The following is a 13,255-nucleotide window of genomic DNA, read 5'->3' on the forward strand; positions in this document are numbered from 1 at the left end:
TGTAGTAAGCAGCAGCCACAACCTTGAGCGCGAGACCTGAATGAGCGAGCGGATCGTCAGTTTTGTCATGAGCGGCGGCGTCGGGTCGCGGCTCTGGCCGCTGTCGCGCGAGGACAATCCGAAGCAGTTCCACGACCTTTCCGGCGATGGCTCGATGCTGGCCAAGACCTTGCGCCGGCTGACGGCAAGGCCGGATGGCGAGACGCCGATCTTCCTGATCGCCGCCGAGCGCCATGCCGAGCGCGTCCATTCCGATCTCGCCGGGCTTGACCTTGCCGGCGGCGGCCCGCTGTTCGAACCGACCGGCCGCAACACCGCCGCCGCTGTCGCGCTGGCTACGTTGCGCACGCTGTCGGAATTCGGCGACAGCCTGGTGCTGGTGGTGCCGTCCGACCATGAGATTTCCACCACGCGGCAATTCTGGGAGAGCATCGAAGCGGGTGCCGCGGCGGCCAGCGATGGCCGGCTGGTGGTGTTCGGCATCAAGCCCAACCAGCCCGAGACCGGCTACGGCTATATCGAGGTATCGGGCGACAAGGCCGGCATCTTCGACGTGTCGCGCTTCGTCGAAAAGCCCGATCTCGCGACCGCGCAGAGTTATCTCGAGGCCGGAAACTTTTACTGGAACACCGGCATCTTCCTGTTTCGCGCCGGCGCCATGCGCGATGCGTTTGCGGCGTTCGAGCCAAAAATCTGGCAGGCGACAGAAACGGCCTACAAGGCGGCGACATCGGACCTCTCCGGCCTCTACATGCCGCTGGAACTCTACGCGGCCATTCCCTCGACCTCGATCGACTACGCCATCATGGAGCGGGCGACGGGCATCGCCATGGTGCCGGCCGGCTTTCGCTGGAACGACCTTGGCTCCTGGCAGTCGCTGCTAGATGTCGGTCCGTCCGACAGCCAAGGCAATGTCATCGTCGGCGATGTGGTCGCCATCGACTGCGAGAACTCCTACATCCGCAGCGACGGTCGGCTCCTGTCGGCCATCGGCATGAAGGACGTCGCCATTGTCTCGACCGCCGACGCCACCTTCGTCGCCCCGGTCAGCCACAGCCAGCACGTCAAGAAGATCGTCGAACAGTTGGAAAAGTCGGGCCGGCTGGAGACCCGCTTCACGCCGGCGCATGATCGCGTCATCGAAAGCGGCGCCTGGCGGCGGCGTGTTCGTCACTGGCTGTTCGAAGAGACCTTGCCGCTGTGGTCGACATCAGGTGTCGACGAGCGCCATGGCGGCTTCCACGAGGCGCTCGGCTTCGACGCTGCACCGCTGCTGAAGCCGAAGCGCATGCGTACGCAGGCCAGGCAGGTCTACGCCTTCGCCGTCGCCAAGGCGCGCGGCTGGACTGGCCCGGCCGACCGGCTGATCAGCCACGGCATCGACTTCATGGCCGGCAAGGGCCGCACCGACAGCGGCGGTTGGGTGCGCACTCTGAATGTCGACGGTTCGGTCGCGGATTCCGCCGAGGACGCCTACGATCATTCCTGCGTTCTGTTGGCACTGGCGCACGCTCATATGTCGGGCAATCCCGATGCCTTGCTGCTCGGCGAGGAGACCTTCGCCTTCCTCGATGCCCATCTCGAGGATGAGCGCATGACCGGCTTCCTGGAGACTTCGAGCGGCGAGGGCGAGCGACGCTCCAACCCGCATATGCATCTGCTTGAAGCCTTCCTCGCCTGGCATCAGGCGACCGGCGAGCGTGCGTATCTGCGCCGCGCTGCACGCATCATCGACCTTTTCCGCAGCCATTTCTTCGATCCGGAAAGCTGGACGCTGGGTGAATATTTCGACGCCGGCTGGAAGCCGGTGGCCGGCGAGAAGGGCGCCTGGACCGAGCCTGGCCATCATTTCGAATGGGCCTCGCTGCTGGTCGATTTCGCCGACCGCAGCGGCCAGACCGAGCTTAGCGGCTTTGCCCGAAAACTCTATGCCTCGGCGATCGCCAACGGCCTCAACCGCGCCACCGGCCTGTCCTACGGCGCCGTCTCCAGGCAAGGCCTGCCGCTCGATCTTGTGTCTCGCAGCTGGCCGCAAGCCGAGGCGGTCAAGGCGGCGATCGCGCTGGATGGCGCAGGCGGGCCGGACCTCAAGCCCGAGATCGAGGCGCGCGTCGGCCGCCTGTTCCGCTGGCACATCGACCCGGCGCCGCTGGGTCTCTGGATCGACCGCATCGACGAGCGCGGCCGTTCGCTCGCATCAGACGTGCCGGCCAGCATCTTCTATCACCTGGTCTGCGCGTTGACGCAGTATCTGGATGGGACGGCGGAGAAGGGTAGCTAAGAGGTTGAAGCCGCCAAACATCCCTCGAAAGGGGGAGATCGGCTGTCATGTCGGCTTTCGCAATCGCCAACCTCAATATGGGCTCGCCACGTCCCCTGTCTCGACATAAATCGCCTTTAGTTGCGAGTAGAGCGCCAGCGCCGCCAGCGAATTCTCCCGCCCGATTCCGGATTGCTTGAAGCCGCCGAAGGGGATTTCCACCGGTGTCAGATTGTAGGCGTTGATCCAGCAGGTGCCGGCCTGTAATTCGGCGATGACGCGATGGGCGCGTTGCAGATCGCGTGTGAAGACGCCGGCGGCAAGCCCGAACTCAGTGTCGTTGGCGCGGTCGATCACCTCGTCCTCGCTGTCGAACTTCAGCACGCTCATCACAGGCCCGAAGATCTCGTCGCGGGCGATGCGCATCGTGTCGGTGACGCCGGTGAACACAGTCGGCTCGACGAAGAAGCCGCCCTGGAAACCTTGCAGGGAAGGCACATTGCCGCCGCAGGCAAGCGTCGCGCCATCCTGCTTGCCGGCCTCGATGTACGAGATGACCTTTTCATGCTGCGCCTTGTTGACCAGCGGTCCCATCTGCGTTTCCGGATCGAGCGGGTCGCCAATGCGGATCTTCTTGGTCCGTTCTACCAGCCGGTCGACGAAGCGGTCGTGGATGGCCTTCTGCACGAAGACGCGCGTGCCGTTGGAGCAGATCTGGCCGGTCGAATAGAAATTGCCAAGCATGGCGCCGCCGATGGCATTTTCGAGATCGGCGTCGTCGAAGACGATCAAGGGCGATTTGCCGCCGAGCTCCATGGTGGCGTGCTTCATCTTCGAGCCGGCCAGCGACAGCACCTTGCGGCCGGTCGGCACGGAGCCGGTCACCGAGACCTTGGCGACGACATCATGGCCGACGAGGCCGGCGCCGACATCGCCATAGCCCTGCACGACGTTGAACAGCCCGTCGGGCAGGCCGGCCTCGGTGTAGATCTCGGCCAGTGCCAGCGCCGACAGCGGTGTGTTCTCCGACGGCTTGAACACCATGGCGTTACCCATGGCGAGCGCCGGCGCGGATTTCCATCCGGCGATCTGGATCGGGTAGTTCCAGGCGCCGATGCCGACGCAGACGCCAAGCGCCTCGCGCCTTGTGTAGGCGAAGGGTCCACCGAGATCGATGGACTCGCCATTGAAGGCAGCGACCGCGCCGCCGAAATATTCCAGGCAATCGGCCGCCGACGGCGCGTCCGCCACCAGCGTCTCCTGGATCGCCTTGCCGGTATCTAAAGTCTCGATGCGGGCGAGATCGGCATTGCGTGCGCGCAGAATGTCGGCGGCGCGGCGCAGGATGCGTCCGCGCTCGACAGGCTTCAAACGTGCCCAGGCGGGCTGTGCCGCCCGCGCGGCCTCGATCGCCAGTTCCAGCACGTTGGGCGTCGCCGAATGCAATGTCGCGATCGTCTCGCCGGTGGCCGGATAGATGACCGGCAACGGCGCACCGCGCTCGTCGTCCAGGTAGCGGCCGTTGACATAGTGCGATGCCGTTGGCTGGGCGCGCATGGCTGTTCTCCGATTTTCATTCGCGACATGCGGATCGTTCAGTCCGCCCGACAATGCTCTATCTGTCCGACACCTGCCAGCGCGGATTGATCCAGGGTTCCTGGTTGGACGGCGCCAGCGGCGTGCGGCCGAGGATGTGGTCGGCGGCCTTCTCGCCGGTCATGATCGACGGCGCATTGAGGTTGCCGTTGGTGACGCGCGGGAAGATCGAGGAATCCGCGACGCGCAATCCCTCGACGCCGATGACCCGGCATTCCGGATCGACGACGCTTGATTGATCGTCGGCACGACCCATCTTGCAGGTGCCGCAAGGATGGTAGGCGCTCTCGGCGTGATCCCGGATGAATGCGTCGAGATCCTCGTCCGATTGGACATGGCTGCCAGGCGAAATCTCCTTGCCGCGGAAGCTGTCAAAAGCCTGCTGGCCGAAGATCTCGCGCGTCAGCCTTATGCAGTGGCGGAACTCGGTCCAGTCGTCTGGATGCGACATGTAGTTGAAGCGGATCACCGGCTTCGATTTCGGGTCCGGCGAGCGCAGCGTCACCGAGCCGCGCGACTTCGAGCGCATCGGTCCGACATGCGCCTGGAAGCCGTGCGATTTTGCCGCCGCCTTGCCGTCGTAACGCACCGCCGCCGGGATGAAATGATACTGGATATCAGGATAGTCGACACCGGCCTGCGAGCGCACGAAGGCGGCCGCTTCGAAATGATTGGTGGCGCCGAGGCCCGTCTTGAAGAACAGCCACTGCGCTCCGATCAGCGCCTTTGAGAACGGATTGAGCACTGAGTTCAGCGTGATCGGCTTGGTCGATTCCTGCTGGATGTAGAGCTCCATATGATCCTGCAGGTTGCGGCCAACGCCAGACCTGTCGGCCACGACCTGTATACCGTTTTCCTGAAGATGCGCGCCCGGGCCGATGCCGGACAGCATCAGGATCTTGGGCGAATTGATCGAGGAAGCGGCGACGATCACTTCACGTCGCGCCTTAATGACCTGAATCTGTTTGTGAGCTTCGATCTCGACCCCGATGGCGCGCTGATTCTCGATGATCACCCGCCGGGCGAAACCCTTGAGCAGGCTAACATTTTTTCGCCTGAGCGCCGGCTTCAGATAGGCGCTTGCCGCCGACCAGCGGCGGCCGCCGCGTATCGTCTGCTCCATCGGCCCGAAGCCTTCCTGCTTGGCGCCGTTGTAGTCGTCAGTCAGCTCGAAGCCGGCCTGGCGGCCTGCTTCGACGAAGGCGCCGTAGAGCGGATTGCGTCGCGGCCCGCGCTGCACATGCAGCGGACCGCTCTTACCCCGCCAGCCGTCCTCGCCGCCATCGGAGTCCTCCATGCGCTTGAAGTAGGGGAGCACGTCGGCAAAGCCCCAGCCGGTCGCACCCTCTTCGGCCCAGTGGTCGAAGTCGCGCGCATGGCCGCGCACATAGACCATGCCGTTGATCGAGGAAGAACCGCCGATGACCTTGCCGCGCGGCGTCGCCAGCACGCGGCCGCCGAGGTGCGGTTCCGGTTCGCTGGCAAAACCCCAGTCGTAGAGGCTCATATTGAGCGGGATCGACAGCGCCGACGGCATCTGGATCAGCGGCCCGAGATCGGTGCCGCCGAACTCGATGACGATCACCGAATTCTTGCCGTCTTCCGACAGCCGGTAGGCCATGGCCGAGCCGGCCGAGCCGGAGCCGATGATGACGAAATCTGCTTCAAGCATGGTTCATATGCGCCATGAAATCGGCGAGCGAGACATTGCCGCCGGTAGCCACAACAAGGACGGTCCTTCCCGCCACATCGACTTTGCCCCCGAGCAACGCCGCCAGCGATGCAGCGCCCGACGGTTCGAGCACGAGTTTCATCCGCTCGAAGGCGATCCGCATTGCGTTGCGCACCGACGCGTCGTCGACGGTGATGCCGCGAACGCCGGCCGTCTTGACCGCCGCAAAGGGTGCCTCACCGGGCCGCCTCGACATCAGCCCGTCGCAGATCGATTTCGGTCCGATCGGCATCGTCTCGATGGCGCCATGCGCCAATGACGAGCCCATGCCGTTGAAACCCTCCGGCTCGACGCCGATGATTTCGGTGGCCGGCGACAGATAGTGGAAGGCGAGGGACACACCACCGATCAGTCCGCCGCCGCCGACCGAGCAGAACAGCAGGTCGGCACTGGCGCCCTTGGCATCTAGCTGCTCGAGGGCTTCCAGCCCGGCGCCGGCCTGGCCGGCGACGATTTCCGGATCGTCGAATGGATGCAGCAGCGTCAGGTTCTCCGTCTCGGCGATCTCACGCGCCTTGGCGGCGGCGACCTCTTCACGCGCGCGTTCGCCATGGTCGGTCAGCACGACGCGCGCGCCATAGCCCGCCGTCGCGTCGCGCTTGGCGGCCGGCGCGTCGATCGGCATGACGATGGTGACGGGGATGCCGAGTGCCTGACCGGCAGCCGCCAGCCCTTGTGCGAAATTGCCCGAGGAATAGGCGACGACGCCCTTTTTGGCCTCGTCAGGCGAAAGCCGCTTCAGCCGCCAATAGGCGCCACGCACCTTGAAGGAACCGGCCCATTGCAGCGATTCCGGCTTGATGAAGACGCGGGCAGCGCCCGTCTCGCGGGCAAGTGCGGCCGACTCCAGCAGCGGCGTGATCTGCGTCGCCTTGGCGGTGACCGCGTAGGCTTGCCTGAGGTGATCGAGGGAGGGGACGAGCATTGTTGTCATCATTCGCCTCGCGGATACCTTTTGCTCTCTTCGAGATTGTCGAGGTTCATGTGGTTGCGCATGTAGCGCTCCGAGGCCTTTTGCAGCGGCTGGAAGTCCCAGGGGTAATAGGCGCCGTTGCGCAGCGCCGGATAGACGACCCAGCGGCGCGCCTGGCTTTCGCGCACGGCGGCGTCGAAACCGGCCATGTCCCAGCGCGCCCGGACCTTGTCCATGAAATCAGCCACCAAGGCCGCATTGGCCGGGTCGGCGGCAAGGTTGTCCCGCTCGAGCGGGTCGGCTTCGAGATCGAACAATTGCGGCGGATCGAGCTCGCAATGGACGAATTTGTATTGGCCGTCGCGGATCGCCACCAGCGGCGCGTAGGAGCCTTCCGCTGCATACTCGATCAACACAGGCGCGGCCCGCGGCCCGCCCTTGGTAAGCGGCAGCAGCGACTGGCCGTCGGTCCACGGCGCGATGGCGCCGATGTCGATGCCGGCGAGGTCGCAAAGCGTCGGCGTCACATCGAGATTGGAGACCGGCGCTTCGACCAGACCGGCCGGCACACACTTGCCGCCAATCATCAGCGGCACCCGCACCGAGCCTTCGAAGAAGCTCATCTTGAACCACAGGCCGCGCTCGCCGAGCATGTCGCCATGGTCCGAGCAGAACAGGATGACGGTGTCATCGAGCATGCGCGTGCGCTTGAGGACGTCCAGCAACTCGCCGAGCTTGTCGTCGACATAGGAGATGTTGGCGAAATAGCCGCGCCGGGAGCGACGCACCTGCTCGCGGGTAATGTCGAAGGAGGGGTAGTCGGAGGCATGATAGAGCCGCTGCGAATGCGCATCCTGCTCGTCATGCGCGATGAACCCGGTTTCAGGGTCGAGCGCCTGGCAATGTTCGTAGAGATCCCAGTACTGCTTGCGCGCCACGTAGGGATCGTGCGGGTGCGACAGCGAAACGGTGAGGCACCAGGGCCGATGGTTTGCATCATCCTGTTCGCGCGAAAGCTGGTAGAGCTTCTGCGTGGCCAGGAACACGACCTCGTCGTCATATTCCATCTGGTTGGTGGTCTCTGCGACGCCGGCGCCGGTCACCGAGCCCATATTGTGATACCACCAGTCGATGCGCTCGCCGGGCTTGCGGTAATCCGGCGTCCAGCCGAAATCGGCCGGATAGATGTCGGTGGTCAGCCGCTCCTCGAAACCGTGCAACTGGTCCGGCCCGACGAAATGCATCTTGCCGGACAGGCAGGTGTAGTAGCCGGCGGCACGCAGATGATGCGCGAAGGTCGGGATGGAGGACGCGAATTCGGCGGCATTGTCGTAGACCCCGGTGCGCGACGGCAATTGCCCGCTCATGAACGAGGCGCGGCCCGGCGCGCAGAGCGGCGAGGCCGTATAGTTGTTGGCAAAGCGCGCCGAGCGGGCGGCCAGCGCTTTCAGATGCGGCACATGCAGGAAGTCGGCCGGTCCGTCCGGGAACAGGGTCCCGTTGAGTTGATCGACCATGACGATGAGGAAATTGGGTCGACTCACTGCGCGCTCCGGCCGTCGAGTTTGGTTTCGAGATAGTCCTCGACCAGCGCGATCGCCGTCGCTGCATCGGGCACACCGTCCTTCAGCGCGCGCCTGATGTAGAGCCCGTCGATCAGTGCTGCTGTCGCCTCGGCGACGCGGTCGGCCTCGTTGCGCGGCAGGATGCCGGTCAGGCCGCTCAACAGGTTGGAATGCAGCCGCCGCGCATAGACCTTGAGCAGCCGGCGAAGTGCGGCCGATTTCTGCGCCTCGACATAGAAGGCGAGCCAGGCGGCGATCGTTTCCGGCTGGAACTGGAGATCGGAGAAATTGACGGCGACAACCGCCGAAACACGCTCGCGTGAGGTTTTGGCCGAACCCAGGGCGCGCAACGTGTCGGCGGTCAGTTCGGCCAGTATGTGCCGCATCGTCGCCAGCAAAAGCTCGTCCTTGGCGCCGAAATAGTGATGGGCAAGTGCCGACGACACGCCGGCGCGGCCGGCGATCTCCGACATGGTCACGTCAAGAGAGCCGCGCTCTCCGATCGCCGAGATCGTCGCGTCGATGAGCGCCTTGCGGCGCAATGGCTCCATTCCGATTTTCGGCATTCTTGTTCCCAGTTCCTACCGGCATGATTATTTTTTATTGACGGATCAATCAACAAAAAATCGACAGACCAAAAGCGCTGCACCAAGCGATTGTTCGGTTCCGGCCCTTCACGGAGCGGCAGATATGGTTCACACTTGAACAATGCTTGAACGGCGCGCCGCTGCCTAACGTGCTAGGCTGGCGCTGAGGTTGGAGGTTGAGATGACCGCATGCATCGTCGGCTGGGCGCATTCGCGCTTCGGCAAGCTCGAAGGCGAGACGCTGGAGGGCCTGATCGTCAAAGTGGCAACGGACGCGCTCGACCATGCCGGCATCGGTCCGGACGATGTCGATGAGATCGTGCTCGGCCATTTCAACGCCGGCTTTTCCCCCCAGGATTTCACCGCAAGCCTGGTGCTGCAGGCCGACGACCGGCTGCGCTTCAAGCCGGCGACCCGAGTCGAGAACGCCTGCGCCACCGGCTCGGCGGCGGTCCGGCAAGGCATCCGCGCCATCGACGCCAATGCCGCCCGCGTGGTGCTGGTGGTCGGTGCCGAGCAGATGACGACGACGCCCGGTCCCGAAATCGGCAAGAACCTGCTCAAGGCATCCTACCTGCCGGAGGACGGCGAGACGCCGGCCGGCTTCGCCGGCGTGTTCGGCAAGATCGCGCAGGCCTATTTCCAGCGCTATGGCGACCAGTCGGACGCACTCGCGATGATTGCCGCCAAGAACCACAAGAACGGCGTCGACAACCCCTATGCACAGATGCGCAAGGATTTCGGCTTTGAGTTCTGCCGCCAGGAAAGCGAGAAGAATCCCTTCGTCGCCGGACCGCTGAAGCGCACCGACTGTTCGCTGGTTTCCGACGGTGCGGCCGCTCTGGTGCTGGCCGACACTTCGACGGCGCTGAAGATGCGTCGCGCGGTCGCCTTCCGCGCCAACGAGCATGTGCAGGATTTCCTGCCGATGTCGAAGCGCGACATTCTTGCTTTCGAGGGCTGCGAGCAGGCCTGGAACCAGGCGCTGAAAAAAGCCGGTGTGACGCTGGACGACCTCTCCTTCGTCGAGACGCATGACTGCTTCACCATCGCCGAGCTGATCGAATATGAGGCGATGGGCCTGGCCAAGCCGGGCGAGGGCGCGAAACTGGCCCTGGACGGCACGACGGCAAAGGACGGCCGGCTGCCGGTCAACCCTTCCGGTGGGCTTAAGGCCAAGGGCCATCCGATCGGTGCTACCGGCGTGTCGATGCATGTGTTGACTGCCATGCAGCTTGTCGGCGAGGCTGGCGGCATCCAGGTGCCGGGCGCCAAGCTCGGCGGCATTTTCAACATGGGCGGTGCCGCGGTCGCCAACTACGTTTCCATTCTCGACCGGATCAGGTAGAAGCGGCCCGCATTTCGCGGGTGATTTCATGACAAATCCTGTTCTGGTCGAGGTTTTGCGCGGCGCGGTGGTCGAGAGCGGCCATCGCGGTGCGGTCTCCGTGTTCGATGCCGACGGCAAGCCCGTCTGGGAGCTCGGCGACACGGCGCGTCCGGTGTTTCCGCGCTCTGCGGTCAAGGCGATCCAGGCCCTGCCGCTGGTCGAAAGCGGTGCGGCCGATGCCTATGGCTTCGGCGACCGCGAACTGGCGCTCGCCTGCGCCTCGCATTCCGGCCAGCCGGCACATGCCGAACTGGCCGACGCGATGCTGGCCAAGGCCGGCCTTGACCGGACCGCACTCGAATGCGGCGCGCACTGGCCGATGGATCATGACGCGACGGTGGCGCTGGCGCGCACCGGCGGCGTGCCGAACCCGCTGCACAACAACTGCTCCGGCAAGCATGCCGGCTTCCTCTGCACCTGCGTGCACACCGGCATTGCGCATCGCGGCTACGTCAAGGCGGGCCATGCCTTCCAGGAGTTGGTCCGCGACGCCATGCAGGCGGTGACGGGCGCCGCCCATGATGTCGATCATTGCGGCACCGACGGCTGCTCGATCCCGACCTATGCCGTGCCGCTGAAAAACTTTGCGCTGGGCTTTGCCCGCATGGCGACCGGCGCCGGTTTCGAGCCGGTGCGCGCCAAGGCGGCGAAGCGGCTGTTTTCCGCCTGCATGGCCGAGCCTTTTCTCGTCGCCGGCACCGGCAGGGCCGACGTTGCGTTGATGCAGGCCGCGCCCGGCCGCATTTTCGTCAAGACTGGCGCCGAAGGCGTCTACTGTGCGGCAGTTCCCGAACTGGGCCTGGGCATTGCGCTCAAATGCGACGACGGCGCCGGCCGTGCCGCCGAAGCCATGACCGCTGCCGTGCTGGCGAAGCTGCTGCGCGCCGATGAGGCGCTGGCGGCAAAGCTGATCGAACAAGCCAATCCGGCGATCGAGAGCCGCATCGGCGCCAAGGTGGGTTCGCTCCGACCGACCGCGGCGCTCAGCTGACGTGGTTGCGCTCGACGGTCAGATGCGCATAGCCGGCATTGCCCAGTGAGGCGAGGTCACCCGTCGCCGGCTCCGCCCAGCGCTGGCCGATGATGGCGCCGTTCCTCGCCCCGTCGATGACATTGTCCGAGATGACTGCCGTTCCGGCGCCTTCGACCACTGACACGACGATGCCGGTTCCAGCCTTGCGGATGATGTTTCCGGTCGCCACGACATTGCGCAGATACGACCCCCAGCCGATCTGTATACCGTAGAGCGGTGCGTTCTCGACGACATTGCCGGAGACGGTGGTGTCGGCCTCGACGCTGATGCCGACGCCGAAGCCGGGGGCATCGGCGGGGTAGGGGCCTGTGGTCGAGAGGTTACGCACGATGTTGTTCGAGCACACTCCCAGGCGGCCGCCTTCGTTGAAATTGACGATCGAGATGCCGTTGGCCGCGCCATCGATGATGTTGTTGCCGATGATCGCGCCTTCAAAGGAGAATTCGGAATAGAGCGCGGTTTCCCCGGACCGCGAGCAGGTGTTGCCGGTGACCTGCAGGTTGCTCGAACTGTTGGCGCGGATCGCCGAGAAGGCGCAGTCCGAAACGATGTTGCCCGAAATGGCGACATTGCCGGCGCGGAAGGTGTTGATGCCGTTGCCGTTCTGGCCGGTGCCGACGCTGCGCGCCTGGATGCGCTGGACGCGGTTGCCGCTGACGATGGTGCCGTCCTCCGCCTGCTGCCAGCGATGCACGAGGATGCCGCCATTGCCGCAGTCGGACACGGTGTTGCCCGATATCTCCAGGCCGCCGGCCTCGACCGAATAGATGCCGGCGTCCGCCGCGCCCGAAATGTCCGAACGCCCGATGCGACCGGTCACATGCTCCAGCGCCAGACCGTTCTTGCCGCTGCCGGTTACCTGGCAATTGTCGATCACTAGGTGGCCGACGCGACGCAGGTCGAGCAGCCCTTGCGCATAGTCGGCCATCCAGCGGTTGGCACCGTCGAACACCAGCCCGCTGAGTTCGATATGCTCGGCCTGCTCGGCCATCATCAGATGGCCGTTGCCGCCATAGACGATCCGCGTCGCGCCCGGCACGCCGGAGAGCCTCACACGGGCTGGAAGCGTCAGATTCGACACGACATAGGTTCCTGGTGGCAGGAACACCGGCAGGTCGTGCTCGGTGGCGTCGCGCAGCAGCTTGGCGAAAGCCTTGCTCTGGTCGTCGACCGCGCCGGGCTGTACGCCAAGCTCGGTGGCGTCGATCGAGCCGCGCATCGAGGCCTTCTCGATGCCGGGCAGGACTTTTGCCGAGGCCTTGCCCAGCGCGAGGCCGATGACGGCAAAGCCGGCGGTTCCCGTGAGCAGCGTTCGTCTGTTCAACATCGGCACAGATTCCTGGTGTTTGCCGCTCAATCGCAGGAAACGTGCCAGGCCGGACCGACCTGGCCGGAACGCAGGCAATGGCTTGTGAAGTCACTGTCACACGCCTAAGTTTGGTTTATGAGCAGGGCCTTCACCCGAGAGGAAGACAGCGAAAACGCCATTGCCGGCATTGGCGAGCGGCCGGTCAGCCAGCACCGCAATCTGGTGACGGAGCGCGGTCTCGCGCTGATCGACTCTGAATTGACCGAATTGCGCGACGAACTGGCGAAGGCCGAGAAAAGGGCCGACCGCGAGCGCATCGCGCTGGTGTCGCGCGACCTGCGCTACTGGACCGCCAGGCGCGAAGGCGCCGAGCTGTCCGTGCCGGAGCCGGGCAGCGACCTGGTTCGTTTCGGCATGGGCGTCACGCTTGAGGGCGATGACGGCAGGAAGGTGCACTGGAAGATCGTCGGCGAGGACGAGGCCGACCCGGCCAAGGGCTCGATTTCCCATGTCTCGCCGATGGCCGTAGCGCTGTTCGGCAAGAAGGTCGGCGACGTGGCAAGCGTCAACGGCAAGGAATGGGAAATCGTCAAGCTGTCGGACGGCTGACTTCGTCTACTTTGCCAGCTTTTGCAATGCGACCTCATACTTGTCCATGACATCACGAGCGGCATGCATCTGCCGTTCGAAGTCGTCACCGCCCACCGGCCTTAGAGTGATGCCGTCGTCGGTTTCGATGATCTGGAGTTGATCGCCCACCTGCAGGTTCAGGTTGTTGAGCATTTCCCGTGGCAAGATCACGGCATCCGATCCGTCGTCGAGCTTGTGGATGATCGTCTTCACGGTTGCCTCATTCTGGTTGTATATTTC

The 13,255-nt window shown here is 64.6% G+C and carries 11 protein-coding genes; 4 read left to right on the forward strand and 7 right to left on the reverse strand.

Features of this window, described 5'->3' with window-relative positions:
• Positions 1–40 precede the first annotated feature (40 nt).
• Entirely contained in the window at positions 41–2,281 is a 2,241-nt protein-coding gene (locus A6B35_RS12365) for an AGE family epimerase/isomerase (RefSeq protein ID WP_006204764.1), read from the forward strand.
• A gap of 72 nt (positions 2,282–2,353) precedes the next feature.
• Here the strand turns inward: A6B35_RS12365 and betB are convergent, their stop codons facing one another.
• The 5 genes from betB to betI are packed head-to-tail and all read right to left on the reverse strand — an operon-like array spanning position 2,354 to position 8,632.
• Entirely contained in the window at positions 2,354–3,817 is a 1,464-nt protein-coding gene (betB, locus tag A6B35_RS12370) for a betaine-aldehyde dehydrogenase (RefSeq protein WP_006204763.1), read from the reverse strand.
• A 58-nt stretch (positions 3,818–3,875) separates the two neighbouring features.
• Complete coding sequence (gene betA / locus A6B35_RS12375) at positions 3,876–5,528, reverse strand: choline dehydrogenase (protein WP_006204762.1); 1,653 nt, start codon at positions 5,526–5,528, stop codon at positions 3,876–3,878.
• Positions 5,521–6,522 carry a threonine/serine dehydratase family protein gene (locus tag A6B35_RS12380; RefSeq protein WP_006204761.1) on the reverse strand — a complete coding sequence of 334 codons (1,002 nt, stop codon included), beginning with the start codon at positions 6,520–6,522 and terminating at the stop codon, positions 5,521–5,523. Before A6B35_RS12380 ends, betA begins: the two co-directional genes overlap by 8 nt.
• Positions 6,522–8,018, reverse strand: coding sequence for a choline-sulfatase (gene betC / locus A6B35_RS12385; protein ID WP_040583551.1), 1,497 nt, complete (start codon positions 8,016–8,018; stop codon positions 6,522–6,524). The genes A6B35_RS12380 and betC overlap by 1 nt, the downstream gene beginning before the upstream one ends.
• Positions 8,019–8,041: 23 nt before the next feature.
• Positions 8,042–8,632 (reverse strand): choline-binding transcriptional repressor BetI, encoded by a 591-nt coding sequence (gene betI / locus A6B35_RS12390; RefSeq protein WP_006204759.1) that lies wholly within the window; start codon positions 8,630–8,632, stop codon positions 8,042–8,044.
• 202 nt (positions 8,633–8,834) lie between these two features.
• On the opposite strand from betI, the gene A6B35_RS12395 reads away from it, so the two are divergent.
• Both A6B35_RS12395 and A6B35_RS12400 read left to right on the forward strand, forming a co-directional pair.
• Positions 8,835–10,001, forward strand: coding sequence for an acetyl-CoA acetyltransferase (locus tag A6B35_RS12395; protein ID WP_006204758.1), 1,167 nt, complete (start codon positions 8,835–8,837; stop codon positions 9,999–10,001).
• A 28-nt stretch (positions 10,002–10,029) separates the two neighbouring features.
• The gene (locus tag A6B35_RS12400) at positions 10,030–11,034 is read left to right on the forward strand and encodes an asparaginase (RefSeq protein ID WP_006204757.1); all 1,005 of its coding nucleotides are present in this window, start codon (positions 10,030–10,032) and stop codon (positions 11,032–11,034) included.
• Here A6B35_RS12400 and A6B35_RS12405 read toward each other — a convergent pair.
• Positions 11,027–12,403, reverse strand: a complete 1,377-nt coding sequence (locus A6B35_RS12405) for a TIGR03808 family TAT-translocated repetitive protein (protein ID WP_006204756.1) — start codon at positions 12,401–12,403, stop codon at positions 11,027–11,029. The two genes, A6B35_RS12400 and A6B35_RS12405, sit on opposite strands and share 8 nt — an antisense overlap.
• 117 nt (positions 12,404–12,520) lie before the next feature.
• On the opposite strand from A6B35_RS12405, the gene greA reads away from it, so the two are divergent.
• Positions 12,521–12,994 carry a transcription elongation factor GreA gene (greA, locus tag A6B35_RS12410; protein ID WP_006204755.1) on the forward strand — a complete coding sequence of 158 codons (474 nt, stop codon included), beginning with the start codon at positions 12,521–12,523 and terminating at the stop codon, positions 12,992–12,994.
• Positions 12,995–13,000: 6 nt separating this feature from the next.
• Here the strand turns inward: greA and A6B35_RS12415 are convergent, their stop codons facing one another.
• The gene (locus A6B35_RS12415; protein ID WP_006204754.1) at positions 13,001–13,228 is read right to left on the reverse strand and encodes an AbrB/MazE/SpoVT family DNA-binding domain-containing protein; all 228 of its coding nucleotides are present in this window, start codon (positions 13,226–13,228) and stop codon (positions 13,001–13,003) included.
• Positions 13,229–13,255: the final 27 nt, after the last annotated feature.

The organism is Mesorhizobium amorphae CCNWGS0123, assembly GCF_001686985.1.
GTDB classification, from domain to species: domain Bacteria; phylum Pseudomonadota; class Alphaproteobacteria; order Rhizobiales; family Rhizobiaceae; genus Mesorhizobium; species Mesorhizobium amorphae.

Bases quoted from the DNA above. Each gene is read 5' to 3' on its own strand.
- greA (WP_006204755.1), top strand. From the start codon at position 12,521: ATGAGCAGGGCCTTCACCCGAGAGGAAGACAGCGAAAACGCCATTGCC.
- betC (WP_040583551.1), bottom strand. From the start codon at position 8,018: ATGGTCGATCAACTCAACGGGACCCTGTTCCCGGACGGACCGGCCGAC.
- betA (WP_006204762.1), bottom strand. From the start codon at position 5,528: ATGCTTGAAGCAGATTTCGTCATCATCGGCTCCGGCTCGGCCGGCTCG.
- A6B35_RS12395 (WP_006204758.1), top strand. From the start codon at position 8,835: ATGACCGCATGCATCGTCGGCTGGGCGCATTCGCGCTTCGGCAAGCTC.
- betB (WP_006204763.1), bottom strand. From the start codon at position 3,817: ATGCGCGCCCAGCCAACGGCATCGCACTATGTCAACGGCCGCTACCTG.
- A6B35_RS12405 (WP_006204756.1), bottom strand. From the start codon at position 12,403: ATGTTGAACAGACGAACGCTGCTCACGGGAACCGCCGGCTTTGCCGTC.
- betI (WP_006204759.1), bottom strand. From the start codon at position 8,632: ATGCCGAAAATCGGAATGGAGCCATTGCGCCGCAAGGCGCTCATCGAC.
- A6B35_RS12400 (WP_006204757.1), top strand. From the start codon at position 10,030: ATGACAAATCCTGTTCTGGTCGAGGTTTTGCGCGGCGCGGTGGTCGAG.
- A6B35_RS12365 (WP_006204764.1), top strand. From the start codon at position 41: ATGAGCGAGCGGATCGTCAGTTTTGTCATGAGCGGCGGCGTCGGGTCG.
- A6B35_RS12380 (WP_006204761.1), bottom strand. From the start codon at position 6,522: ATGACAACAATGCTCGTCCCCTCCCTCGATCACCTCAGGCAAGCCTAC.